We start from the raw sequence: 24,401 nt of genomic DNA, 5'->3' as shown, positions 1-24,401 counted from the left end.
CTCGCGGCCCTCTTCGCTGGCAAGCCAGCTCCTACGGGGCGGCGGGTTTGCTGCGTTCCGACGGGCGGCGCACGCCGGCGACAATCTTGTCCACCGCCTTGGTCGCCGCCACCATGCCGAAGGTCGCGGTCACCATCATCACCGCGCCAAAGCCGCCGGCACAGTCGAGCTTGACGCCATCGCCGACAAAACTCTTCTGCAGGCAGATGCTGCCGTCCGGCTTCGGATAACGCAGCTGTTCGGTGGAAAACACGCAAGGCACGCTGTAGTGCCGGGTTACGGTGCGCGAGAAACCGTAGTCGCGGCGCAGGGTGGAACGCACCTTGGAGGCCAACGGGTCATTGAAGGTACGGTTCAGGTCGCAGACCTGGATCAGCGTCGGGTCGATCTGCCCCCCCGCGCCGCCGGTGGTGATGATCTGGATCTTGCGTCGCTTGCACCAGGCAATCAGCGCCGCCTTGGCATTGACGCTGTCGATGCAGTCGATCACGCAATCGATGTCTGGGGTGATGTACTCGGCCATGGTCTCGCGGGTGACGAAGTCCGCCACCGCGTGCACCTTGCAGCCCGGATTGATGCCCCGCAGGCGTTCGGCCATGACCTCGACCTTAGGCTTGCCCACAGTGCTGTCCAGCGCGTGCAACTGGCGGTTGCTGTTGCTGACGCAGACGTCATCGAGGTCGAACAGCGAGATCTCGCCCACCCCGCAACGGGCGATGGCTTCCGCCGCCCAGGAACCGACCCCGCCGACTCCGACGATCGCCACGTGGGCCGCCCGCAGCCGCTCCAGGCCTTCAATGCCATACAAACGGGCGACGCCGGCAAACCGTGGATCTTCTGTACTCATGACCATCACCTAAAAAACCGGCGCGCATTATAGGGCCTCAACGCGACAAGTTTTAACCTTGAAGCTACAAGTAAAGAACTTAAACCCGAATACAGTGCCCAAGGTCTGGCTTTCCTCTGTGCGCTGTACGCTCAGTTGAGGGCCGGTGTAGGATGCCCGCCGTTTGGCGCCTGCCAACCCTTCCCTCGTTCCACACCTTTTGGAACCCGAAATAGCTATGTCATCGCGTAAATTTGGACTCAACCTGGTGATAGTGCTGGCCATTGCCGCGCTGTTCACCGGTTTCTGGGCGCTGATCAATCGCCCGGTCTCGGCCCCCGACTGGCCGGAACAGATCTCCGGTTTTTCCTACTCGCCTTTCCAGCAGGGCCAGTTCCCGCAGAAAGACCAGTACCCGTCCGACGATGAAATGCGTCGCGACCTGGAGATCATGAGCAAGCTGACCGACAACATCCGTACCTATTCGGTGGACGGCAGCCTGGAAGATATCCCGAGGCTCGCGGAAGAGTTCGGCCTGCGCGTGACCCTGGGGATCTGGATCAGCCCGGACCTGGAGCGCAACGAGCGGGAAATCATGCGCGCCATCGAACTGGCCAATACCTCCCGCAGCGTCGTGCGGGTGGTGGTGGGTAACGAGGCGATCTTCCGCAAGGAAATCACCGCCGACCAACTGTCGGTGATTCTCGACCGGGTGCGGGCCGCGGTAAAAGTTCCGGTCACCACCTCGGAGCAATGGCACGTCTGGGAGGAAAACCCGGGGCTGGCCAAGCACGTCGACCTGATCGCCGCGCACATCCTGCCCTACTGGGAGTTCATCCCGGTGGACAAGGCCGAGCAGTTCGTCCTCGACCGCGCCCGGGACCTGAAGAAGATGTTCCCGAAAAAACCGCTGCTGCTGTCCGAGGTCGGCTGGCCGAGCAACGGCCGCATGCGCGGTGGCGCCGACGCCAGCCCGGCGGACCAGGCGATCTACCTGCGTACCCTGGTCAACAAGCTCAACCGCCAGGGCTACAACTACTTTGTCATCGAAGCCTTCGACCAGCCGTGGAAGGCCAGCGACGAAGGTTCGGTGGGCGCCTACTGGGGCGTGTTCAACGCCGCGCGCCAGCAGAAATTCAACTTCGAAGGCCCAGTGGTGGCCATCCCGCAATGGCGCGTGCTGGCCATCGGCTCGGTGGTGCTGGCGCTGCTGTCGCTGACCCTGCTGATGATCGACGGCTCGGCCCTGCGCCAGCGCGGCCGGACCTTCCTGACCTTTATCGCGTTCCTCTGCGGTTCGGTGCTGGTGTGGATCGGCTACGACTACAGCCAGCAATACAGCACCTGGTTCAGCCTGACGGTGGGCTTCCTCCTGGCCCTCGGCGCGCTGGGGGTGTTCATCGTGCTGCTGACCGAGGCCCATGAACTGGCCGAAGCCGTGTGGATCCACAAGCGCCGGCGCGAATTCCTGCCGGTGGAGGGCGACTCCAACTACCGGCCGAAAGTCTCGATCCACGTGCCCTGCTACAACGAGCCGCCGGAGATGGTCAAACAGACCCTCAATGCCCTGGCCAACCTCGATTACCCGGACTTCGAAGTCCTGATCATCGACAACAACACCAAGGACCCGGCGGTCTGGGAACCGGTGCAGGCCTATTGCGAGACCCTCGGCCCGCGCTTCAAGTTCTTCCACGTCGCGCCCCTGGCCGGCTTCAAGGGCGGTGCGCTGAACTATCTGTTGCCGCACACCGCCAAGGATGCCGAAGTGATCGCGGTGATCGACTCCGACTACTGCGTCGACCGCAACTGGCTCAAGCACATGGTGCCGCACTTCGCCGATCCGAAGATCGCCATCGTGCAGTCGCCCCAGGACTATCGCGACCAGAACGAAAGCACCTTCAAGAAGCTCTGCTACGCGGAATACAAAGGCTTCTTCCATATCGGCATGGTCACCCGCAACGACCGTGACGCGATCATCCAGCACGGCACCATGACCATGACCCGGCGCACAGTGCTCGAAGAGCTGGGCTGGGCAGACTGGTGCATCTGCGAAGACGCCGAGCTGGGCCTGCGGGTGTTCGAGAAAGGCCTGTCGGCGGCGTACCACCACGAAAGCTACGGCAAGGGCCTGATGCCCGACACCTTCATCGACTTCAAGAAGCAGCGTTTCCGCTGGGCCTATGGCGCGATCCAGATCATCAAGCGCCACACCGCCAGCCTGCTGCGCGGCAAGAACACCGAGCTGACCCGTGGCCAGCGCTACCACTTCCTCGCGGGCTGGCTGCCGTGGGTAGCGGACGGCATGAACATCTTCTTCACCGTCGGCGCCCTGCTGTGGTCGGCGGCGATGATCATCGTGCCGCAACGGGTCGACCCGCCGCTGCTGATCTTCGCCATCCCGCCGTTGGCGCTGTTCGTGTTCAAGGTGGGCAAGATCATCTTCCTCTACCGCCGTGCGGTGGGGGTCAACCTCAAGGACGCGTTCTGCGCGGCCCTGGCGGGCCTGGCCTTGTCCCACACCATCGCCAAGGCGGTGCTGTACGGCTTCTTCACCAGCAGCATTCCGTTCTTCCGCACCCCGAAGAACGCCGACAATCACGGCTTCTGGGTGGCGATCTCGGAAGCCCGGGAAGAGCTGTTCATCATGCTGCTGTTGTGGGGCGCGGCGCTGGGGATCTTCCTGGTGCAGGGCCTGCCGAGCAACGACATGCGCTTCTGGGTGACCATGCTCCTGGTGCAGTCTTTGCCTTACGTGGCAGCGCTGGTCATGGCCTTCCTTTCGTCGCTGCCAAAACCGGCGGAAGAAAGCCAGCCGGCTCCAACAGCCTAAATCGATCCAAAGCACTAAACGGCGGCCTCTGGCCGCCGTTTTGCTTTAAGATATCCGCCATTTTGCGCGCCTCGCCCAACCCTGCAGGAGCTGGCTTGCCAGCGAACCAAGCAACGCGGTGTATCGATTAAACCGCCCTCGCCGCCCCGCCGGCTCCTGCACAATGCCTTGCACCGGAGTTACCCATGACGGCCCATGCCGAGCTTTCGCCGACCCTGCAACTTGCCTGTGATCTGATCCGTCGCCCCTCGGTGACGCCGATCGACGCCGACTGCCAGAAGCTGATGATGCAGCGCCTGGGGGATGCCGGCTTCAAGCTGGAACCGATGCGCATCGAGGACGTGGACAACTTCTGGGCCAGCCATGGCCAGCATGAAGGCCCGGTGCTGTGTTTTGCCGGCCACACCGACGTGGTGCCTACCGGCCCGGTCCAGGCCTGGCAGAACGACCCGTTCGACGCTCTGATCGACGAGCACGGCATGCTCTGCGGCCGTGGCGCAGCGGACATGAAGGGCAGCCTGGCGGCCATGCTGGTGGCCGCTGAGCGTTTCGTCACCGACTACCCGGACCACAAGGGCTCGGTAGCCTTCCTCATCACCAGCGACGAAGAAGGCCCAGCGCACCATGGCACCAAGGCCGTGGTGGAGCGCCTGGCGGCACGCAAGGAGCGCCTGGACTGGTGCATCGTCGGTGAGCCTTCGAGCACCAGCCTGGTGGGCGACGTGGTCAAGAACGGCCGCCGCGGCTCCCTCGGCGCCAAGCTCACCGTGCGCGGGGTGCAGGGCCACGTGGCCTATCCGCACCTGGCGAAGAACCCGATCCACCTGGCGGCCGCGGCCCTGGCGGAGCTGGCGGCGGAGCACTGGGACGACGGCAACGCCTTCTTCCCACCCACCAGTTTCCAGATCTCCAACCTCAATTCCGGGACCGGCGCCACCAACGTGATTCCCGGTGAACTGACCGCGCTGTTCAACTTCCGCTTCTCCACCGAATCCACGGTGGAAGGCCTGCAGCAGCGGGTCGCGGCCATCCTCGACAAGCACGGCCTGGACTGGCATGTGGAGTGGGCCCTGTCCGGCCTGCCGTTCCTCACCGAACCCGGCGCCCTGCTGGACGCGGTATCGGCCAGCATCAAGCAGGTCACCGGGCGCGACACCAAGGCCTCCACCAGTGGCGGCACCTCCGACGGGCGCTTCATCGCCACCCTGGGCACCCAGGTAGTGGAGCTGGGCCCGGTCAACGCCACCATCCATCAGGTCAACGAGCGGGTACTGGCCAGCGACCTCGATGTGCTGACCGAAATCTACTACCAGACCCTGATCAAGTTGCTAGCCTGATGCTTGCCTGTCCTCTCTGCAGTGCCCCGCTGAACGCCGTGGACAACGGCGTGGTCTGCCCGGCCGGGCATCGTTTCGACCGGGCACGCCAGGGCTACCTGAACCTGCTGCCGGTGCAGCACAAGAACAGCCGTGACCCGGGCGACAACCAGGCCATGGTCGAGGCCCGCCGCGACTTTCTCAACGCCGGGCACTACGCCCCGGTGGCCCGGCGCCTGGCGGAGCTGGCGGCAGAACGCGCGCCCCAGCGCTGGGTCGACATCGGCTGTGGCGAGGGTTACTACACCGCGCAACTGGCCCAGGCCCTGCCCGCTGCCGATGGCTACGCCCTGGATATTTCCCGGGAGGCGGTGAAGCGCGCCTGCCGTCGTGCCCCGCAACTGACCTGGATGGTCGCCAGCATGGCGCGCATCCCCCTGGCGGACGCTAGCTGCCAGTTCCTGGCCAGCGTCTTCAGCCCCCTCGACTGGCGGGAGGCCAAGCGCCTGCTCAGCCCCGGCGGCGGCCTGATGAAGGTAGGTCCCACCAGCGGCCACCTGATGGAACTGCGCGAACGCCTGTACGACGAAGTGCGCGAATACACCGACGACAAGCACCTGGCCCTGGTACCCGAAGGCATGGCCCTGGCCCACAGCGAAACCCTGGAGTTCAAGCTGCACCTGGAACGCCCGCAAGACCGCGCCAACCTGCTGGCCATGACGCCACATGGCTGGCGCGCCAGCGCCGAGCGCCGTGCCGCGGTGATCGAGCAGGCCGAGCCTTTCGAGGTCAGCGTATCGATGCGCTACGATTACTTCGTGCTGCAATAACCCACTAAAACCCAAGGCCCCGAGCCTGTGCTCGCGGCCGAAGAAATCCGCGAATGGATTTTTCAGACCGGCAATGAGGACATCCATGCGCCAGCCCGATATCGAGATTTACCTGAAAGACGCCGACGTCGACTACAAGGCCATCGCCGCCTGGCTGGGCGCCGTGCTTGGCCCGTGCAGCGACTGGGTACAAAAAGGCCAGACCTACAAATGCACCGCAGGCCAGGTGCCCGTGACCTGGCTGCCCAAGGCCGTGGGCAAGTGGAACAGCCTGTACCTGGAAAGCGACCAGACCCCGTGGGATGACGACATCGCCTGCGCCCGCGCCGCCTTTGCCGCGCTGAATGTGGAGGTGCGCTGCGCACCGGGCAGCTGGGTCGAGGAAGAGGGTGAAGAGTCCGCCGATCGCTGGATTCGCATCAGCGCCGACGGTGAAGAAGAGATTACCTGGCGCACTGCCTGAACAGTGCATACCCGTAGGAGCCGGCTTGCCGGCGAAGAGGCCTTCAAGACTTGCGTTCGATAGACGGGCGCCTTCGCTGGCAAGCCAGCTCCTACAGGGTGGGTTACAGGCCGACGACGTCTTCGGCTTGCAGACCTTTCTGGCCTTCGACCACAGCGTATTCCACCTGCTGGCCTTCGGTCAGGGAGCGGTGGCCTTCGCCACGGATTGCCCGGTAGTGGACAAATACGTCCGCCCCGCCTTCACGCTGGATAAAACCGTAGCCCTTGGCGTCGTTGAACCACTTAACGTTGCCTGTCTCACGAGTAGTCATGAATCCATACCTCATTTTTTTATTATTGGATTGGCGCACTGCAACCAAACCCTGAGAACTTTCCCCCAGCCAGCCTCTCTATGAGTGGAAGCGATACGACCGCGGGAGAGTCGGCCGAGTATATGACAGGCGTAAAAACTCTCAACTCAATCTTGTTTCGGCGCTTTTTTGCCGATTTTCGGCGAATCCGGCACACTACCGGCCCCGAGCAGTTGCTCGGTTTTCTACTCACTCACGCAGAAGCCGTATGACCCGCTCCCCGATCCGCCGTCTTGTGTTTGGCACCTTGCGCCGACTGCTGTACCTCTGGGTCCGCTCGGAAACCATCAACCAGTCGTCCTTCACCCTCGACCTCGACCGCAGCCGACCGGTGTTCTACGTCCTGCAAAACCCGTCCCTGACCGATCTCGCCGTGGTCGATACCGAATGCACCAAGGCCGGGCTGCCACGTCCGGTACTGCCGGTGTCGGTGGGCAACCTGCTGGAACCGGCGGCCTTCTTCTACCTGACCCCGGAGCCCGACTGGCTTGGCCGCCAGGACAAGCGCGGCGCGCCACCGACCCTGACCCGGCTGGTCAGCGCCCTGACCCAGAATGCCGCCGAAGATGCACAGATCATTCCGGTCAGCGTGTTCTGGGGCCAGTCGCCGGACAGCGAATCGAGCCCGTGGAAGCTGCTGTTCGCCGACAGCTGGGCGGTCACCGGGCGCCTGCGCCGGCTGCTGAGCATCATGATCCTGGGACGCAAGACCCGGGTGCAGTTCTCCGCACCGATCAACCTGCGCGAGCTGATCGAGCACAACAAGGGCCACGAGCGCACCGTGCGCATGGCCCAGCGCATCCTGCGGGTGCACTTTCGCAACCTCAAGGCTGCGGTCATCGGCCCGGACATTTCCCACCGGCGCAACCTGGTCAAGGGCCTGCTCAACCAGCCCCTGGTGAAACAGGCGATCCTCGACGAGGCCGAGCGCGAAAAGATTTCCCCGGAAAAAGCCAAGGCCCAGGCCCTGCGCTACGGCAACGAGATCGCCTCGGACTACACCTACACCGCGATCCGCTTCCTGGAAGTGGTGCTGAGCTGGTTCTGGAACAAGATCTACGACGGGATCAAGGTCAACCACCTCGAAGGCGTGCAGAAGATCGCCCAGGGCCACGAAGTGATCTACGTGCCCTGCCACCGCAGCCATATCGACTACCTGCTGCTGTCCTACCTGCTGTTTCGCAACGGCCTGACCCCGCCGCACATCGCCGCCGGGATCAACCTCAACATGCCGGTGATCGGCGGCCTGCTGCGTCGCGGCGGGGCCTTCTTCATGCGCCGCACCTTCAAGGGCAACCCGCTCTACACCTCGGTGTTCAACGAATACCTGCACACCTTGTTCACCAAGGGTTTCCCGGTGGAGTACTTCGTCGAGGGCGGCCGTTCGCGCACCGGGCGCATGCTGCAACCCAAGACCGGGATGCTGGCAATCACCCTGCGCAGCTTCCTGCGCTCCTCGCGCATGCCCATCGTCTTCGTGCCGGTGTACATCGGCTATGAAAGGGTGCTGGAAGGCCGGACCTACCTGGGCGAGCTGCGCGGCGCGAGCAAGAAGAAAGAGTCGATCTTCGACATCTTCAAGGTCATCGGCGCCCTCAAGCAGCGCTTCGGCCAGGTGGCAGTGAACTTCGGCGAACCGATCAAGCTGGCGGAGTTCCTCGACCAGGAACAGCCGGACTGGCGGACCCAGGAGCTGGGCCCGCAGTACCGCCCGGCCTGGCTCAATGAAACCACCAACCGTCTCGGCGAGCGGGTGGCCCAGCACCTCAACGAAGCCGCGGCGATCAACCCGGTGAACCTGGTGGCCCTGGCCCTGCTTTCCACCACCCGCCTGGCCCTGGACGACCGCGCCATGGCGCGGGTCCTGGACCTGTACCTGGCACTGCTGCGTCGCGTTCCCTACTCGCCCCACACCACCTTGCCCGAAGGCGACGGCCGGGCTCTGATCCAGCACGTCAAGGACATGGACCTGCTGGCCGAACAGAGCGACGCCCTGGGCAAGATCCTCTACCTGGACGAGCAGAACGCCGTCCTGATGACCTACTACCGCAACAACGTGCTGCACATCTTCGCCCTGCCGGCGTTGCTGGCGAGCTTCTTCCAGAGCTCGTCGCGCATGAGCCGCGAACAGATCCTGCGCTATACCCGCGCGCTCTATCCCTACCTGCAATCGGAGCTGTTCATCCGCTGGCCGCTGGATGAGCTGGACGCGGTGGTGGACCAGTGGCTGGAGGCCTTTGTCGAACAGGGCCTGCTGCGCTTCGAGAAGGACCTGTACCAGCGTCCGGCCCCGAGCTCGCGGCATTTCGTCCTGCTGACCCTGCTGTCCAAGAGCATTGCCCAGACCCTGCAACGCTTCTACATGGCCATTTCCTTGTTGCTCAACAGCGGCCAGAACAGCATCAGCGCCGAGGAGCTGGAAGACCTGTGCACGGTCATGGCCCAGCGCCTGTCGATCCTGCATGGCCTCAATGCCCCGGAGTTCTTCGACAAGAGCCTGTTCCGCCACTTTATCCAGACCCTGCTGGACCAGGGTGTGCTGCGCCGCGACGAAGCCGGCAAGCTGAGCTACCACGAAGCGCTGGGGGAGCTGGCCGAAGGTGCCGCCAAGCGCGTGCTGCCGGCAGAAATTCGCCTGTCGATCCGCCAGGTCGCCCTGCACCGCAGCGAAGACGCCGCCGACCAGCTCGCGGCACCTGCGCAAAACGACTAGATTCTTACGAGCGCCGGAGCAGCTGCGGCGCCCTCGATACGGAGATCCGCGATGAAAAAGCTCAGCCTGCTGGCCGCCACCGCGCTGCTCGGCGCTTGCCAGTCCATGAATCCCGCTGCCAAGGCCAGCCTCGACGGCGAAGTCTTCTACTTGCAGCGCATCGCCCTGCCTCCGGCCGCCACCCTGAGCGTGAGCCTGCAGGACGTGTCACTGGCCGATGCCCCTGCCGTGGTCCTGGCCGAGCAGAGCGGTCCGGTCAAGGGCCAGGTGCCGCTGCCCTTTCACCTCAGCTACGACCCGGCCCAGGTCAAGCCCGGCCACCGCTATTCGGTCAGCGCGCGGATTGAAGTGGCTGGCCAGCTAGTCTTCATCACCACCGAAAACAACGCCGTTAAACTCGACGGCAGCGACCCGCAGCCCTTGAAGCTGCGGGTCGACGCTGTTCGTTAATTCTTATTGCACAAGGAAGCCGCCATGCTCCGTACTTCGCTTCGTTTCACCAGCCTGTGCGCTGGCCTGTTGATCTCCGCCAGCGCCCTGGCCCTGTCCCTGAGCGACCTGTCCCAGGGTGACGCCAGCGGTGGCCTGAAAGATGCCCTGACCCAGGGTGCGCAGATCGCTGTCAAACAGCTGGGCACCCCAGGTGGTTTCAGCAACAACCCCGAGGTGCGCATCGAGCTGCCGGGCAATCTGGGCAAGGTCGCGAAAAAAATGAAACAGTTCGGCATGGGCGACCAGGTCGATCAGCTTGAAACCAGCATGAACAAGGCTGCCGAGGCCGCTGTCCCGCAAGCCCAGGCCCTGTTGGTGGATGCCGTGAAGAAGATGACCGTGGCTGACGCCAAGGGCATTCTTGCCGGCGGCAAGGACTCCGCCACCCAATACCTGGACAAGAGCAGCCGCGAGCAGATCCGCGCCAAGTTCCTGCCGATCGTCAAGCAGGCCACTGACCAGGTCGGCCTGGCCAAGCAGTACAACTCCTTCGCCGGCCAGGCTGCGACGCTCGGCGTGCTGGATGCCAAGAGCGCCAACATCGAGAGTTACGTGACCGAACAAGCCCTCAATGGCCTGTTCGAAATGATCGGCAAGCAGGAAGAAACCATTCGCCAGAACCCGGCGGCAGCCGCCACCAGCCTGGCCAAGAAAGTCTTCGGCACCCTGTAAGCCTCCCCGCTACCTGTAGGAGCCAGCTTGCTGGCGAAGACGTCGCCAGGACAAGCGCCTGCCCCAAGGGCCTCTTCGCCGGCAAGCCGGCTCCTACAGGATGTATTCCCGCATACCGGTTCCTAGGTTTTCTTGACCCTGAACCAGGCCGCATACAGCGCCGGCAGGAACAACAGGGTCAGCGCCGTCGCCACGATCAGCCCACCCATGATGGCCACTGCCATCGGCCCGAAGAACACACTGCGCGACAGAGGGATCATCGCCAGCACCGCCGCCAGGGCGGTCAGCACGATGGGCCGGAAACGCCGCACCGTGGCTTCGATGATCGCATCCCAGGGCTTGTGCCCCGCCTTGATGTCCTGCTCGATCTGGTCCACCAGGATCACCGAGTTGCGCATGATCATCCCCGACAGGGCAATGGTGCCGAGCATGGCCACGAAGCCGAAGGGCTGGCGGAACACCAGCAGGAACAAGGTGACCCCGATCAATCCCAGGGGCGCCGTGAGGAACACCATGGCCGTGCGCGAGAAACTGCGCAGCTGGATCATCAGCAAGGTCAGCACCACCACGATGAACAGCGGCACGCCGGCCTTCACCGAGTTCTGGCCCCGGGTCGAGTCCTCGACCGTGCCCCCCACTTCCAGCAGGTAGCCATCGGGCAGCTCGGCGCGAACCGGCTCCAGGGTCGGCAGGATCTGCTGCACCAGGGTCGCCGGCTGCTCCTTGCCGTAGATATCGGCGCGCACGGTGACGTTGGGCAGGCGGTTGCGGTGCCAGATCACCCCTTCCTCGAAGCCGTACTCCAGGGTCGCCACCTGGGACAGGGACACGCTCTGGCCATTCTCGGTAGGCACCGCCAGGCTCGGCAGCAACGACAGCTCGGTGCGTTCCTCGCGGGTGCCCCGCAGCAGGATCTCGATCAGCTCGTTGTCTTCCCGGTACTGGCTGACGGTGGAACCGATCAGCGAACTCTGGAGGAATTTCGACAGGTTGGCGGTGCTCACTCCCAAGGCCCGGGCCCGGTCCTGGTCGATGTTCAGGTAGACCACCTTGCTGGGCTCTTCCCAATCCAGGTGCACGTTGACCACATGGGGGTTCTCTCGCACCTTGGCCGCTACCTTGCGCGCCAGGGCGCGGACTTCCTCGATGTGCTCGCCGGTGACCCGGAACTGCACCGGGTAGCCCACGGGCGGCCCATTCTCCAGGCGCGTGACCCGCGAGCGCAGCGCCGGGAACTGCTCGTTGAGGGTTTCGATCAACCAGCCGCGCAGCTCTTCACGCTCCTCGATGCTCTTGGCCAGCACCACGAACTGGGCAAAGCTGGTGGCCGGCAGTTGCTGGTCCAGCGGCAGGTAGAACCGCGGCGAACCGGTGCCCACGTAGGCCACGTAGTTGTCGATGCCCGCATGCTCCTTGAGCAGGGCTTCCAGGCGCTTGACCTCATCGGCGGTGTTGCTCAGGGACGCGCCTTCCGCCAGCTTCAGGTCGACCATCAGCTCCAGGCGACCCGAGGCCGGGAAGAACTGCTGGGGAACGAAACGGAACAGCATCACCGAGCCGACGAACAGCAGGATGGTCAGGACGATCACCGTCTTGCGCCGCTCCACGCACCAGCCCACTACCCGCCGGACCCGCTGGTAGAAGGGTGTACCGTGGGGATTGGATTCGGCGCCGTGCTTGGCGGCGTGGATCTTCGCCAGGTCCGGCAGCAGTTTTTCCCCCAGGTACGGCACGAACACCACAGCTGCAATCCACGAGGCCACCAGGGCAATGGTCACCACCTGGAAGATCGAACGGGTGTATTCGCCCGTGCCGGACTGGGCCGTGGCGATCGGCAGGAAGCCCGCCGCAGTGATCAGGGTGCCGGTGAGCATGGGGAAGGCTGTGCTGGTCCAGGCGAAGCTAGCGGCCTTGATCCGGTCGAAGCCCTGCTCCATCTTGATCGCCATCATCTCTACCGCAATGATCGCGTCGTCCACCAGCAAGCCCAGGGCCAGCACCAGCGCCCCCAGGGAAATCTTGTGCAGGCCGATCCCCAGGTAGTACATGGTGGCGAAGGTCATCGCCAGCACCAGGGGAATCGCCAGGGCCACCACCATCCCGGTCCGCACTCCCAGGGAGAAGAAACTCACCAGCAGCACGATGATCAGGGCCTCGGCCAGCACCCGGACGAACTCGCCCACCCCAGTCTTCACCGCCGCCGGCTGGTCGGATACCTTGCGCAGTTCCATCCCCGCCGGCAGGCTTTTCTGCAGGCGCGAGAACTCGCCTTCCAGGGCCTTGCCCAGCACCAGGATGTCACCCCCCTCCTTCATCGCCACTGCCAGGCCGATGGCGTCTTCACCCATGAAGCGCATGCGCGGCGCGGGCGGATCGTTGAAACCACGACGCACGTCCGCCACATCACCGATGCGAAAGGTACGACCGGCGACGCGGATCGGGAAATTGCGGATCTGCTCAACGGTCTGGAAATTGCCCGACACCCGCAGTTGCACCCGCTCGCTCGGGGTCTCGAAGAACCCAGCGGTGGACACTGCGTTCTGTTCTTCCAGGGCCTGTTGCACCGCCGCCAGGGGCAGGCCCAGGGTCGCCAGCTTGACGTTGGACAGCTCGATCCAGATTTTCTCGTCCTGCAGGCCCAGCAGGTCGACCTTGCCCACGTCCTTGACCCGTTGCAGCTGGATCTGGATGCGGTCGGCGTAGTCCTTGAGTACCGCGTAGTCGAAGCCCTGCCCGGTCAACGCATAGATATTGCCGAAGGTGGTGCCGAACTCATCGTTGAAGAACGGCCCCTGGATACCGGGCGGCAGGGTCTGCCGGATATCGCTGATCTTCTTGCGTACCTGGTACCACAGCTCGGGAACCTCGTTGGAGTGCATCGAGTCCCGGGCGATGAAGGTCACCTGGGACTCCCCCGGCCGCGAGAAGGACACGATGCGGTCGTACTCGCCAGTCTCCATCAGCTTCTTTTCAATGCGCTCGGTGACCTGGCGCGAGACTTCCTGGGCCGTGGCCCCGGGCCAGTTGGTGCGGATCACCATGGCCTTGAAGGTGAAAGGCGGATCCTCGCTCTGCCCCAGCTTGGTGTAGGACAGCGCACCGACAATGGCCAGCAGCAGCATCAGGAACAGAACGATCTGGCGATTGCGCAACGCCCAGGCGGAAAGGTTGAAACCCATCGGGGATTACTCCTTGGCCGCCAGATTGACCACGCGGTTGGAGCGATCCACCGGGCGCACCTGCAAACCTTCATGGAGCACATGCACCCCCGCGGCCACCACCCAATCGCTGGCGCTCAGCCCTTCCAGCACCGGCACGCTCTTCTCGCCGAAGGCGCCGACCCGCACCGGGGTCTTGTGCAGGGTATTGTTGGCATCCACCCGCCAGACATAAGTCGCCCCGCCTTCCGCGGACAACGCCGACAGCGGCACCGACAGCGGCACCGTATCGCCGCTCTGGATGAACACCCGGGCACTCTGGCCCAGCTCGGCGGGAACCTTGCCAGCAGTGAAGGCAATACGCGCGGCGAAGGTCCGGGACTTGGGATCGGCAGCAGGCGACAGCTCGCGGATGCGCCCGTCGAAACGCTGGCCCGGCTGGGTCCAGAGCTCCACCGATACCGGCTGGCCGACCTTGAAGCGGCCGTAGTTCTGCTCGGGGAAGCTGATCAGCACCTCACGCTCGCCATCGGTGGCCAGGGTGAAGACCGTCTGCCCGGCCGCCACCACCTGCCCCACTTCCACCGCACGCTTGGCCACCACGCCGTCCTGCGGCGCGCGCAGCACCGCGTAGCCGGCCTGGTTGTTGGCCACATCGAACTCGGCCTTGATCTGCTTCAGGCGCGCTTCGCCGGAACGGTAGAGGTTCTCGGCGTTGTCGTATTGGGAATGGCTGACCATCTGCCGCTCCAGCAGGGTCTTGTAGCGATCACGCTCGGCGCGCACCAGGTTGAGGTTGGCGCTGGCTGCAGTGACCTGGGCCCGGGTGGCTTCAAGTTGCAGGCGCACGTCCTGCGGGTCGAGCTCCGCCAGGGGCTGGTTGGCCTTGACCCGCTCGCCCTCCTCCACCAGCCGTCGGCTGACCTTGCCGCCGATACGGAATGCCAGGTCCGGCTCATAGCGGGCGCGCACCTCGCCCGGGTAGCTGTCCGAAGCTCTTGCCGAAGGCTCTGGCTGGACCACCATGGCCGGCCGGATGCCAATTTGAACGGGCTCTTCGTGCCCACAAGCAGACAGAAAAAAAGCCAGGCTGACTGGCAAGGCATAGCGGAACATGGCGGCGACCTTTCGCTAATGGTGCTTGGAATATTTATACTGGCCGGTATGTTATTAATAGCAAACTCACCAGTCCAGTATTAACAGCGAAAAAATGTCCGACAATATTTCCGCAAACGTTGGGCCAGGCAGGCCCAAGGATCTGGCCAAGCGCCAGGCCATTCTCGAAGCAGCCAAAGTCCTGTTCTTGAGCAATGGCTACGCCAGTACCAGCATGGATGCGGTCGCCGCTGAGGCCGGGGTTTCAAAGCTCACGGTCTACAGCCATTTCAATGACAAGGAGACCTTGTTCACCGCCGCTGTGGTGGCCAAGTGCGAAGAACAGCTGCCCACGCTGATCTACGAACTGACCCCCGACACGCCGGTTGAGAATGTTCTGCTGAACATCGCCCGGGGCTTTCACCATCTGATCAACAGCGACGAGTCGGTGAACCTGCACCGCCTGATCATGACGCTGGGCAGCCAGGACCCCAAGCTCTCGCAGATCTTCATCGAGGCCGGTCCCGAACGGGTGCTGCAGGGCATGGAGCGGCTGCTGGCAAAGATCAATCAACTGGGCACCCTGCGCATCGACAAGCCGCGCAACGCCGCCGAGCACTTTTTCTGCATGCTCAAGGGCGGGGCGAATTTCCGCCTGCTCTACGGCTGCGGCGAACCCTTGAGGGGCGCCGCCGCAGAGGAGCATGTGCAGGAAGTGGTGGCGCTGTTCATCCGCGCCTACCGGCCGTAGAAACCGGCAGGTGCAAGCGCTGGCTGATGTAGGAGCGGGCTTGCCAGCGAAGCGGACTGAAGACCGCCTTCTCCGGCAAGCTGGCTGCTACAGGGGGCTCAGGCCTTGAGGGCCTTCTTCGGGTAGATGTCGTAGCGGCTGGATTTGCCCTCCAGTCCATGGCTGGGCTTGGGCCCTTCGATGCACGGCGCCTTGCGCGGACGCTTGACCACCACCCGGTGGCTGGCCAGGGCCAGGGCCGCGGCGAGCAGGGCCGGGGCGTCGTTGTCATCGCCCACCAGTGGCCGGAACAAGCGCATTTCCTTCTTCACCAGGGCACTTTTCTCCCGATGGGGAAACATAGGGTCGAGGTAGATCACCTGGGGCGGTTCACCCTGCCAGTTGCGCATCAGCTCGATGGAATTGCCCTTGAGCAGGTGCATGCGGGCCACGATAGGCCCTACCTCGGCGTCCAGCGCAGCGCGGGCCAGGCCGTCTTCCAATAGCGCACCAATCAATGGCTGGCGCTCGATCAGGCTCATCTCGCAACCCAGGGTCGCCAGCACGAAGCCGTCCTTGCCCAGACCGGCCGTGGCATCCAGCACCCGTGGTCGCACGCCCTGGGCCACGCCCACCGCCTTGGCGATCATCTGCCCGCTGCCGCCGCCGTACAGCCGCCGATGGGCTGCACCACCCTCGACGAAATCCACCCGTACCGGCCCGGGCGCGTCCGGCCCCAATTGCTGCAACTGCAGGCCCTGTTCACCCACTTGCAAGGCGAACTCGGCCTCATCGACCTGCAGCGCCAGCCCCAGGCGCTCGGCCCATTGCTCGGCCGCTGGGGCGAATCCGGCGCCCAGGGCCTCGACTTTGATGCGGCAGGCTGCGGGTTGCTCATTCATCTGAAAACACACTCAAAAAATTAATGATCGGCAAAAACTGCCGATAACAGGACTATCGGCCATTTTGCCAGAGCTCAAGCGTCGACCGAGAGCAATGTCAGACATTCAACGCACATCGATAGGTTACATCTCGCCCCACGGCGACTATGGCCTGCGCAACTCCCAGGCACTGAGCGGCGTCAGCCATCTGTGGCAGGACTTCTTTGCCCAGGCCCTGGCCGAGCAACGGGGTGAAGGTGCAAGCGTTGAAGCGGTACCGGCGGTGGCCATCGATGGCCCGGTTGAACCGGCTGGCGGCAGCGATGTGCTGGCGCAGATCGTCAATCAGCGTCATTGCGACGTGCAAGACACCGAGGTCCGCCCGCCGGAGCCGCTGTTCCTGCCTATCGCCGAGTTTGAAATGGACCTGCTGGATAAACCCGCCCCGCCCTTCCCGCCAGAAGAGATCGTGGCCCAACAGCGCCAGCAGGATTTCGAAAGTGGCTGGGTACGCCCGATCGTGCTCAACGCCGGCCAGCCGATTCCTGCTCCAGGCCCTGCGCCGGAGCCCCGCCCACTGCACCTGCCGATCGCCGAATTCGAACTGGACCTGCTGGACAAACCCGCCGAGCCGTTCCCGCCTCAGGCACTCATCGAGCAACAGCGGGCGATGGACTTCGATATCGGCTGGGCCCGCCCGCTGATCCTGCAGAACCTGCGCATCGCCGCCTGAGCCCAGCCTCAGCGACACACCCACCAAGGCCCTACATCCAGATGAAAGTGGTTGCGATGGGCATCGTTGTAGTCCGGCCCCAGCACCACGTTGAACGCATCACAGGCGCCATCCCGGGCCAGGCGCAGAAACCGGCCTTCATTGCTGTCCTTGGGCCAATCCCGGAGCACGCTGATGCTGCGCCCATCCCCCAGGCGAAAGCCGGCGATGTCCAGGGCGTTGGCACTGGCATGCTGGCTGCGGGCACCGCTCTCGCGGCTGTACATGTTGCGGCAGGCGAAACTGCCCAGGTGATCGACTCGCGCCACCCGCTGGCCGTACACCGCCTGCGCGGCCGACTGCAGGCCGTGGCGCTCATACAGGGCAAAGGCCACCGCCAGCGGGCAACTGGCAAGAAAGCTGCTGCTCAGGGCCACGTCGCCACCCTGTACGCGCAAGGTATTGCTCAATGGGCAAGCGACGTCCGTGCGGCTGTCGGGCTGGCGGCTGGTACGCAAACCCGAGCCCGCCAGCACCTGGTCGCACAGTTGCGGATCATCCCGCAGCCGCGCTAGCTTGAAACGGGTCAACAGGTTGGGCTTGGCCCGCACGTCCAGCGGCGCCCAGGGATTCCAACTGTCCGCGACGGGCAACCAGCCCAGGCGGACACCGATCAACAACAGGGCGCCCAGCAACAACAAGACGCCCAGGACTTTCACTACCCGCACAGACACTCCCGTTTCACGGCTGCTTGAACATTTGATTGATCTGCCCGAACGGCATCGCCCGGTCGGCAAAATCGAAACGCCCGTGGCTATGGATATCTAACGCAGCCCGGTAGAAGGCTCCGTAGGCGGCCCGCGCCAGCGCCGAACCAACACTGATGCGCTTGACGCCCAGCTCCGCCAGTTGCGCCACGCTGAGGTTGAGGCCTCCCGACATCAGCACGTTCACCGGCTTGGGCGCCACCGCCCGCACCACCTGCTGGATATCCTCGGCACTGCCCAGGGCCGGGGCATAGAGCACATCGGCACCGGCCTCGGCAAAGGCCTGCAAGCGGCGAATGGTGTCTGCCAGATCATCACGCCCGTGCAGCAGGTTTTCCGCCCGGGCGGTCAGGGTAAAGGGAAAGGGCAGACTGCGAACGGCCGCCACGCAGGCCTCAATGCGTTCCACCGCCAGCTGGAAATCGTAGATCGGCTGCTCGGCATGGCCCGTGGCGTCCTCGATCGAAGCACCGACCACACCGCTGGCCGCCGCAAGAAGCAGCGCCTGGGCACAGCCTTCGGGGCTGTCGGAAAACCCGTTTTCCAGGTCCGCCGCCACCGGCAGGCTGCTGGCGCCGACGATGCTGCGCACGTTGTCCAGCGTGTCCTCCAGGCTAAGTGCACCTTCGGCATCCGGGCGCCCCAGGGAAAAGGCATAGCCGGCGCTGGTGGTGGCCAGGGCCTCGAAGCCGAGGCTGGCGAGCATCTTCGCCGAACCGGCATCCCAGGGGTTGGGAATGACGAAGGCTCCGGCACGTTCATGCAGGGCCCTGAAAGTAGTGGCTCGAAGGGTTTGCGCGTCCATTGGCTCGCTCCTGAAGAAGGCCGTGAAGGCGCTTCAGAGCAAGCCGAGTTGCTCCGCAGCGGGCTCTCTGTATAACTCAGGCAATGCGGGCAAGCCAGGCAAACGTTGCATCAGCCGGGCGTGAAAACGCCGCGCCAGTTCGGCCGCCAGACGGTTGTCCGAAGTGTGCAGGAACACGTAGGGCGTACGCCCTTCTTCGATCCAGCCGGCGACCTTGTCGATCCAGGGTTCAAGGAAAGGATCGTTGGCCTCAAGCTCCGGATGACCTATGAAGCGCACCTGGGGAAACTGGGTGAAGGCTGCGGGGCGCGGTGGCACCTTGGGCTTTTTCGACTGCGCATGCAGCACCGCAGGAGCGGTCGACGTGCAACTGAACAGGGCCCGCGGGTCGAGGCAGATGCGTTCCACGCCACGCTCGCGCAGCAGCCGGTTGAGCATGCGCTCGGCATCGCCCTTGGTGAAGAACTCCGGGTGCCGCACTTCCACCGCCAGTGGCCGCTCCAGGCCATCGATGAACCCGGCCAGTTCCGCCAGACGCTGGGGTGCGAAGCTGGCCGGCAACTGCAGCCACAGCGGCGACACCCGCTCACCCAGGGGGCTGAGCAGCTGGATAAAGGACTCAGCGGCGCTCAACTGCTCGCGCAGGTCGCCGCCGTGACTGATGTCACCGGGGAACTTGGCGGTAAAGCGAAAGTGCTCGGGCATGATCTCGGCCCAGCGCTGCACGGTTCCGGGCGCCGGCCGTGCATAGAAGGTGGTATTGCCTTCGACGGCGTTGAAGACCTGGCAATACAGGCCGAGGAAATCATTGGGCCGGGCGTCTTCCGGGTACAGGTACTCACGCCAGGCGTTTTCGCTCCAGGAAGGACAACCGAGGAAATAAGGCAGCATCAGATATGCAGGTCGAGACCCACCACTTCCATATCCCAATCGACAAAGCCGGCGGTGGTCAGGTAGCTGGCCAGGGCGTTGGCCACGCTCTTTTTCATCGCCCGCTGGAAGATCATGTCCTGGGGGCGGGCGGGAAGATTGCCGGTACGTGGGGAAGAAGCCTGGGAACGGCTCTGGGTCGAAGGCTCGGGCTGCACTTCAATGGCGTCGGCATCGTCCACGGACTCGTCTACCAGCGCACGGCCTTTGCGAGGCTTGCGCTTGATGGGGTAGGACTGAGAGGAGATGCCGTCTATACGCATACAGAAAAGCCCGGGGTCGATGATGGCAATTTAGCGGCACCGCTTCGACTTAGCAAATGCCCAAGTGATAACTAGAACACAGAAAAGCCAAAAGGTTTAAAACCGGGCAGGTTCAGGCTGAAAAAACGGACGATTGGCGGGCGTATGCGGGAGTTATCCGCATAACCGCGCACATTTGTTCTGGGTTCAACGGGCCTTGGGAGTAGCGACCTTGTCCCGCAGATAGACAGGTTGGGCCTGATCGGCAACGATCGCCTCGCCGCGCTCCCAGGCAAACTGCGCCAAGGTCAGCAGGTCGACCGCATGCGGCAGCATGCCGGCGTCCTGGCCGCTGAGTTCGACGGCAATGCGCTCGCCATACCCCCAACCGGTACCCGCGCCGAACCAGTCGCCGCTGGAGCCTTCGGGCAGGGCCGCGACTTCCGGCGGCAATACCGCTTCCGCGCCCACCAGGCGCATCTCGCCGGCAACTTCCTGGTAGCAGCCCCAATAGACTTCATCCATGCGCGCATCGATGGCCGAAGCCACCTGGGCCGCGCCATGCTCGCGCAGAGCGCGCTGGGCCAGCACCGCCAGGTTGGATACCGGCAGCACCGGGCGCTCCAGGGCAAAGGCCAGGCCCTGCACCACGCCGATGGCGATGCGCACCCCGGTGAAGGCGCCCGGACCACGGCCAAAGGCAATGGCCTCGACCTGTTGCAAGGTCACCCCGGCATTGGCCAGCAGTTCCTGGATCATCGGCAACAGCTTCTGCGCATGCAGGCGCGGGATCACCTCGTAATGGCTCGTGACCTTGCCGTCATGCAGCAAAGCAACGGAGCAAGCTTCAGTCGCGGTGTCCAGGGCCAGCAAGGTGCTCATTCGGGGTTCCATAGGCATTGAAAAAAGTGACGCATTATAAACAGCAACGGCCCGCAAGCGGGCCGTTCAACGATCAAACGCTCAGGCAACTCAGCTCAGGGCTTCGAGTACCTTGCCGGTGATCACTTCCACCGAACCGACGCCAGGGATATGGCTGTACTTAGGCTTGCCCTGGGTGGCAGCCAGTTGCTGGTAGAACTCCACCAGCGGCTTGGTCTGCGAGTGGTAGACCGACAGGCGATGACGCACGGTTTCCTCGGTGTCGTCCTTGCGCTGCACCAGGTCTTCACCGGTGATGTCATCCTTGCCGGCGATCTTCGGCGGGTTGTAGACGGTGTGGTAGACCCGGCCCGAAGCTTCGTGCACACGGCGACCGGCGATGCGCTGGACGATCTCTTCGTCGTCAACGGCGATTTCCACCACGTTGTCCAGCTCGACACCGGCCTTCACCAGCGCTTCGGCCTGGGGAATGGTGCGCGGGAAGCCGTCGAACAGGAAGCCATTGGCGCAGTCGGCCTGGCTGATGCGTTCCTTGACCAGGTTGATGATCAGGTCATCGGACACCAGGCCACCGCTGTCCATCACGCTCTTGGCCTTCAGGCCCAGCTCGGTGCCGGCCTTGACCGCAGCACGCAGCATGTCACCGGTGGAGATCTGTGGAATACCGAACTTTTCGGTGATGAACTTTGCCTGAGTACCTTTACCGGCCCCGGGAGCTCCCAGCAGAATTACGCGCATCGATGTGCTCCTCAATTTTTTATTTAGAAACGCTCGGATTCGCCTCGTGGGGCCAATCTCAAAAATGGGGGTGTGGCCGCCCAAACGGCCAAAGGCTGATCAAGATACACAGCCGACACAGCGCACACAAGCAGTCGAAAGTCGGAGGAACCCGGCCCTTTTGTGCCCCATTGGCCGGGTAGAACAAGTCGCAACCCGACAACAAAGTGTCGCCAGATGAACCAGAACGACACCTCGCAATTGCCTTGATTGGGGCTACCGCGCAGCTGGCCGGCAGCCCTCTCGCACCTCAGCCGGTATTGCGCAAGCCAGCGGCGATACCGGCCACGGAGACCAGCAACGCCTGTTCCACGGGGCTTCCTTGCGGCGCCTGCTGCTTGCGCGAGCGCGCCAGCAGCTCGGCCTGCAACAGATGCAGCGGGTCGAGGTAGGTGTTGCGCAGGCGGATGAACTCCAGGGTATCGGGGCTGTGCGCCAGCAGTTGCGACTGCCCGGTCAGGCCCAGGACCACCGCGCAAGCCTGCGACAATAGGTCGCGTAAATGCTCGCCCAACGGCAACAGTTCGGTCTCCACCAGGCGCTCGTCATAGGAGCGGGCAATATCCGCGTCGGCCTTGGCCAGCACCATCTCCAGCATGTCGATGCGGGTGCGGAAGAATGGCCATTGCTCACGCATCTGCCCCAGCAGGTCACCCTCGCCACGGGCCAGGGCCTTGCTCAAGGCCGCTTCCCAGCCGAGCCAGGCGGGCAACATCAGGCGGGTCTGGGTCCAGCCGAAGATCCAGGGGATCGCCCGCAGGCTCTCGATGCCCCCGGCACGGCGCTTGGCCGGGCGGCTGCCCAGCGGCAGGCGGCCCAGTTCCTGTTCTGGAGTGGACTGGCGGAAGTACTCGACGAACTGCGGATTGTCCCGCACCACCTCGCGGTAGGCCCGGACGCCATCGCTGGCCAGCTCGTCCATCAGGTGACGCCAGGCCGGCTGCGGTGGCGGCGGCGGCAACAGGGTCGCCTCCAGTACCGCGGCCAGATAGAGGTTGAGGTTCTGCTCGGCGATGTCCGGCAGGCCGAATTTGAAGCGGATCATTTCCCCTTGCTCGGTGGTGCGGAAACGCCCCGCCACCGAACCCGGCGGCTGCGACAGAATGGCCGCGTGGGCCGGGCCGCCGCCACGCCCCACGGTGCCACCGCGGCCGTGGAACAGCAGCAGTTCCACCTGTTGCTCGCGGCAGATGTCCACCAGCCGCTCCTGGGCCCGGTACTGGGCCCAGGCCGCAGCCGTGGTGCCGGCATCCTTGGCCGAGTCGGAGTAGCCGATCATCACTTCCTGCGGCCCTTGCAGGCGCGAACGATAGCCCGGCATGTGCAGCAGTTTTTCCATCACCGGGCCGGCGTTGTCCAGGTCCGCCAGGGTCTCGAACAGAGGCACCACGCGCATCGGCCGCAGCACACCGGATTCCTTGAGCAGCAACTGCACCGCCAGCACATCGGAGGCCGCGCCGGCCATGGAAATCACATAGGAACCCAGGGACGCCGCTGGCGCACCAGCGATTTCGCGGCAGGTGGCGAGCACTTCGGCGGTGTCCGCCGAGGGCTTGAAATAGCCTGGCAACAACGGCCGACGGCTGCTCAGTTCGCGCATCAGGAAGGTGATGCGATCCTCCTCGCTCCAGTCCTCGTAACGCCCCAGGCCCAGGTAATCGGTGATTTCGGTCATGGCCGAGGTATGCCGGCTGGAATCCTGGCGTACATCCAGGCGCACCAGGAACAGACCGAAGGTCACTGCCCGGCGCAGACAGTCGAGCAGCGGCCCGTCGGCAATCACTCCCATGCCGCACTCGTGCAACGACTGGTAGCACAACTGCAACGGCTCCAGCAGGTCACGGTTGTTGTGCAACACCTCGGCGCCGGCCGGCACCGCCGCGCTGAGCGCCGCGTGGGCCCAGTTGCGGGTGGCCCGCAGGCGTTCGCGCAATTGCTTGAGCAGCGCCCGATAAGGCTCGGCGCTATCTCCGGCCCTGGCCAGGAGCGCCGGGCTGGCCTGCTGCATGGACAGCTCGGCCGCCAGGTGGTCGATGTCCCGCAGGTACAGGTCGGCGGCCATCCAGCGCGCCAGCAGCAGCACTTCGCGGGTTACCGCAGCGGTGACATTGGGGTTGCCATCACGGTCGCCGCCCATCCACGACGCAAAGCGGATCGGCGCCGACTCCAGCGGCAGGTGCAGCCCGGTGGCCTCGAACAAGGCCTTGTCGGCCTTGCGCAGGTAATTGGGGATCGCCTGCCACAGCGAATGCTCGATCACCGCAAAGCCCCACTTGGCTTCATCCACCGGAGTGGGTCGGGTCCGCCGGATTTCCTCGGTGTGCCAGGCCTCGGCGATCAAGCGTTGCAGGCGCTCCTGGATCTGCCCGCGCTCGGCGCTGGTGAGGTCACGGTGGTCCTGGGCCGCCAGTTGCCCGGCAATCGCATCGTATTTCTGGATCAGGGTGCGGCGCGCCACTTCGGTGGGGTGAGCGGTCAGCACCAGCTCGATTTCCAGGCGCCCCAGTTGCCGGGCCAGAGCATCGGCGCTGTGCCCTTCGGCCCGCAGGCGAGCCAGCAGCTCCGGCAGCACCCGAGCCTCGAAGGGTGCCGGCTGCGACTCGTCGCGGCGGTGGATCAACTGATACTGCTCGGCGATGTTCGCCAGGTTGAGGAACTGGTTGAAGGCCCTGGCCACCGGCAGCAGTTCGTCCTCGCTCAACTGGTCGAGGCTGGCGCTCAGCTCGGCCCCCGGCGAGCCCCGGCGATCGGCCTTGGCGCCTTTGCGAATCTGCTCGATCTTGTCGAGGAAAGCCTCCCCGTACTGGTCGCGGATGGTATTGCCCAGCAGTTCCCCCAAGAGGTGAACGTCTTCGCGCAAGCGCGCATCAATATCGGTCATCGAGGTGTTCTCCAGCGGACTCAAGGCGGCACGGAAGGCTCAAGAGT

The 24,401-nt window shown here is 64.2% G+C and carries 21 protein-coding genes; 9 read left to right on the top strand and 12 right to left on the bottom strand.

Annotated elements, in window-relative coordinates; translation table 11 throughout:
* Positions 1 to 31 precede the first annotated feature (31 nt).
* Positions 32 to 853, bottom strand: a complete 822-nt coding sequence (tcdA, locus tag AC1RL5_RS07835) for a tRNA cyclic N6-threonylcarbamoyladenosine(37) synthase TcdA (protein WP_123577490.1) — start codon at positions 851 to 853, stop codon at positions 32 to 34.
* Positions 854 to 1,064: 211 nt separating this feature from the next.
* Between tcdA and AC1RL5_RS07830 the strand changes: the two genes are divergently transcribed.
* From AC1RL5_RS07830 to AC1RL5_RS07815, 4 genes are all read left to right on the top strand, one after another.
* Entirely contained in the window at positions 1,065 to 3,656 is a 2,592-nt protein-coding gene (locus AC1RL5_RS07830) for a glycosyltransferase (RefSeq protein ID WP_072451175.1), read from the top strand.
* 185 nt (positions 3,657 to 3,841) lie between these two features.
* Positions 3,842 to 4,993 carry a succinyl-diaminopimelate desuccinylase gene (gene dapE, locus AC1RL5_RS07825; RefSeq protein WP_065364553.1) on the top strand — a complete coding sequence of 384 codons (1,152 nt, stop codon included), beginning with the start codon at positions 3,842 to 3,844 and terminating at the stop codon, positions 4,991 to 4,993.
* Positions 4,993 to 5,802, top strand: a complete 810-nt coding sequence (locus AC1RL5_RS07820; RefSeq protein ID WP_072451176.1) for a putative RNA methyltransferase — start codon at positions 4,993 to 4,995, stop codon at positions 5,800 to 5,802. Before dapE ends, AC1RL5_RS07820 begins: the two co-directional genes overlap by 1 nt.
* Positions 5,803 to 5,887: 85 nt before the next feature.
* The gene (locus AC1RL5_RS07815) at positions 5,888 to 6,265 is read left to right on the top strand and encodes a hypothetical protein (protein ID WP_011059511.1); all 378 of its coding nucleotides are present in this window, start codon (positions 5,888 to 5,890) and stop codon (positions 6,263 to 6,265) included.
* Between the two features lie 103 nt (positions 6,266 to 6,368).
* Here AC1RL5_RS07815 and AC1RL5_RS07810 read toward each other — a convergent pair whose 3' ends face one another.
* Positions 6,369 to 6,578: a cold-shock protein gene (locus AC1RL5_RS07810; protein ID WP_011059510.1), complete on the bottom strand. Its 210-nt coding sequence runs from the start codon at positions 6,576 to 6,578 to the stop codon at positions 6,369 to 6,371.
* Between the two features lie 247 nt (positions 6,579 to 6,825).
* Between AC1RL5_RS07810 and plsB the strand changes: the two genes are divergently transcribed.
* From plsB to AC1RL5_RS07795, 3 genes are read left to right on the top strand one after another with little or no spacing between them, the layout of a single operon-like run.
* Positions 6,826 to 9,330 carry a glycerol-3-phosphate 1-O-acyltransferase PlsB gene (gene plsB / locus AC1RL5_RS07805; RefSeq protein WP_011059509.1) on the top strand — a complete coding sequence of 835 codons (2,505 nt, stop codon included), beginning with the start codon at positions 6,826 to 6,828 and terminating at the stop codon, positions 9,328 to 9,330.
* Between the two features lie 51 nt (positions 9,331 to 9,381).
* Positions 9,382 to 9,780, top strand: coding sequence for a YbaY family lipoprotein (locus AC1RL5_RS07800; RefSeq protein WP_011059508.1), 399 nt, complete (start codon positions 9,382 to 9,384; stop codon positions 9,778 to 9,780).
* 24 nt (positions 9,781 to 9,804) lie between these two features.
* Positions 9,805 to 10,494, top strand: coding sequence for a DUF4197 domain-containing protein (locus tag AC1RL5_RS07795; protein WP_011059507.1), 690 nt, complete (start codon positions 9,805 to 9,807; stop codon positions 10,492 to 10,494).
* Between the two features lie 122 nt (positions 10,495 to 10,616).
* On the opposite strand, the gene AC1RL5_RS07790 is transcribed toward AC1RL5_RS07795, so the two are convergent.
* Entirely contained in the window at positions 10,617 to 13,673 is a 3,057-nt protein-coding gene (locus tag AC1RL5_RS07790) for an efflux RND transporter permease subunit (RefSeq protein WP_011059506.1), read from the bottom strand.
* 6 nt (positions 13,674 to 13,679) lie between these two features.
* Complete coding sequence (locus AC1RL5_RS07785; RefSeq protein ID WP_072451177.1) at positions 13,680 to 14,768, bottom strand: efflux RND transporter periplasmic adaptor subunit; 1,089 nt, start codon at positions 14,766 to 14,768, stop codon at positions 13,680 to 13,682.
* Between the two features lie 94 nt (positions 14,769 to 14,862).
* Here AC1RL5_RS07785 and AC1RL5_RS07780 point away from each other — a divergent pair, with 94 nt between their 5' ends.
* Entirely contained in the window at positions 14,863 to 15,498 is a 636-nt protein-coding gene (locus tag AC1RL5_RS07780; RefSeq protein WP_072451178.1) for a TetR/AcrR family transcriptional regulator, read from the top strand.
* A gap of 98 nt (positions 15,499 to 15,596) precedes the next feature.
* Here the strand turns inward: AC1RL5_RS07780 and AC1RL5_RS07775 are convergent, their stop codons facing one another.
* A complete protein-coding gene (locus AC1RL5_RS07775; RefSeq protein ID WP_019093907.1) occupies positions 15,597 to 16,379 on the bottom strand; it encodes a class I SAM-dependent methyltransferase in 783 nt (260 codons plus the stop codon).
* 94 nt (positions 16,380 to 16,473) lie between these two features.
* Here AC1RL5_RS07775 and AC1RL5_RS07770 point away from each other — a divergent pair, with 94 nt between their 5' ends.
* On the top strand, positions 16,474 to 17,091 hold the full coding sequence (locus AC1RL5_RS07770) for an energy transducer TonB (RefSeq protein WP_072451179.1): 618 nt from the start codon (positions 16,474 to 16,476) through the stop codon (positions 17,089 to 17,091).
* 8 nt (positions 17,092 to 17,099) lie between these two features.
* Here the strand turns inward: AC1RL5_RS07770 and AC1RL5_RS07765 are convergent, their stop codons facing one another.
* The 7 genes from AC1RL5_RS07765 to ppc all read right to left on the bottom strand — a co-directional run bounded on the left by AC1RL5_RS07765 (position 17,100) and on the right by ppc (position 24,354).
* Positions 17,100 to 17,798, bottom strand: coding sequence for an extensin-like domain-containing protein (locus AC1RL5_RS07765; protein WP_072451180.1), 699 nt, complete (start codon positions 17,796 to 17,798; stop codon positions 17,100 to 17,102).
* Positions 17,799 to 17,811: 13 nt separating this feature from the next.
* Positions 17,812 to 18,642: an isocitrate lyase/PEP mutase family protein gene (locus tag AC1RL5_RS07760; RefSeq protein ID WP_093404461.1), complete on the bottom strand. Its 831-nt coding sequence runs from the start codon at positions 18,640 to 18,642 to the stop codon at positions 17,812 to 17,814.
* Between the two features lie 33 nt (positions 18,643 to 18,675).
* Entirely contained in the window at positions 18,676 to 19,536 is an 861-nt protein-coding gene (locus tag AC1RL5_RS07755) for a DUF72 domain-containing protein (RefSeq protein WP_026020060.1), read from the bottom strand.
* Entirely contained in the window at positions 19,533 to 19,835 is a 303-nt protein-coding gene (locus AC1RL5_RS07750) for a hypothetical protein (RefSeq protein WP_492589215.1), read from the bottom strand. Before AC1RL5_RS07750 ends, AC1RL5_RS07755 begins: the two co-directional genes overlap by 4 nt.
* A gap of 186 nt (positions 19,836 to 20,021) precedes the next feature.
* Positions 20,022 to 20,696, bottom strand: coding sequence for a tRNA (adenosine(37)-N6)-threonylcarbamoyltransferase complex dimerization subunit type 1 TsaB (gene tsaB / locus AC1RL5_RS07745; RefSeq protein ID WP_072451181.1), 675 nt, complete (start codon positions 20,694 to 20,696; stop codon positions 20,022 to 20,024).
* Positions 20,697 to 20,786: 90 nt separating this feature from the next.
* Positions 20,787 to 21,434, bottom strand: a complete 648-nt coding sequence (gene adk, locus AC1RL5_RS07740) for an adenylate kinase (RefSeq protein ID WP_015634313.1) — start codon at positions 21,432 to 21,434, stop codon at positions 20,787 to 20,789.
* Between the two features lie 289 nt (positions 21,435 to 21,723).
* Positions 21,724 to 24,354: a phosphoenolpyruvate carboxylase gene (ppc, locus tag AC1RL5_RS07735; RefSeq protein WP_492589213.1), complete on the bottom strand. Its 2,631-nt coding sequence runs from the start codon at positions 24,352 to 24,354 to the stop codon at positions 21,724 to 21,726.
* Positions 24,355 to 24,401: the final 47 nt, after the last annotated feature.

The organism is Pseudomonas sp. GW822-FHT06D10 (assembly GCF_058799535.1).
The sequence above is the reverse complement of the archived record's forward strand: the minus strand, read 5'-3'. Positions and strand labels throughout refer to the sequence as shown.